Here is a 1,016-nt window from a genome sequence, read left to right on the forward strand (position 1 = left end):
GGCTTCGAAGCAGGGACGCCAGTTCCTGTGGAGCCATCCTTGAGATACCACCCTTGTTCTGCTTGATGTCTAACCGCGGTCCGTCATCCGGATCCGGGACCCTGCGTGGCGGGTAGTTTGACTGGGGCGGTCGCCTCCCAAACAGTAACGGAGGCGCGCGAAGGTTGGCTCAGAGCGGTCGGAAATCGCTCGTTGAGTGCAATGGCAAAAGCCAGCCTGACTGCGAGACTGACAAGTCGAGCAGAGACGAAAGTCGGCCATAGTGATCCGGTGGTCCCGAGTGGAAGGGCCATCGCTCAACGGATAAAAGGTACGCCGGGGATAACAGGCTGATACTGCCCAAGAGTCCATATCGACGGCAGTGTTTGGCACCTCGATGTCGGCTCATCTCATCCTGGGGCTGGAGCAGGTCCCAAGGGTACGGCTGTTCGCCGTTTAAAGAGGTACGTGAGCTGGGTTTAGAACGTCGTGAGACAGTTCGGTCCCTATCTGCCGTGGGTGTAGGATACTTGAGAGGAGTTGCCCCTAGTACGAGAGGACCGGGGTGAACGATCCACTGGTGGACCTGTTGTCGTGCCAACGGCAGTGCAGGGTAGCTATGATCGGACAGGATAACCGCTGAAGGCATCTAAGCGGGAAGCCCCCCTCAAAACAAGGTATCCCCGAGGGCCGTGGAAGACCACCACGTCGATAGGCCGGAGATGTAAGCGCAGCAATGCGTTCAGTTGACCGGTACTAATTGCCCGATAGGCTTGATTTGATCCAGTAAAAGCCAAGCTTCCTGGTATCAATAAGCACACAATCCCATGCTTGACTTGGACATATGGCTCTTCCTCGGTTTGGTGGTCATAGCGCGAGCAAAACACCCGGCTCCATTCCGAACCCGGCCGTTAAGTGCCGCCGCGCCAATGGTACTGCGTCTCAAGACGTGGGAGAGTAGGTCACCGCCAAACCTAGAAAGAGCCAAACATATAACTCTCTTCGATGACAGGCCAAAATGGCCAACAAAACAACCG

The 1,016-nt window shown here is 56.2% G+C and carries 2 rRNA genes; both read left to right on the top strand.

Annotated elements, in window-relative coordinates:
• Positions 1 to 760 (top strand): 23S ribosomal RNA (locus EV216_RS18085); the annotation flags it as partial.
• Between the two features lie 78 nt (positions 761 to 838).
• Positions 839 to 953 (top strand): 5S ribosomal RNA (gene rrf, locus EV216_RS18090).
• Positions 954 to 1,016: the final 63 nt, after the last annotated feature.

This window comes from Rhodovulum steppense, assembly GCF_004339675.1.
Taxonomy (GTDB): domain Bacteria; phylum Pseudomonadota; class Alphaproteobacteria; order Rhodobacterales; family Rhodobacteraceae; genus Rhodovulum; species Rhodovulum steppense.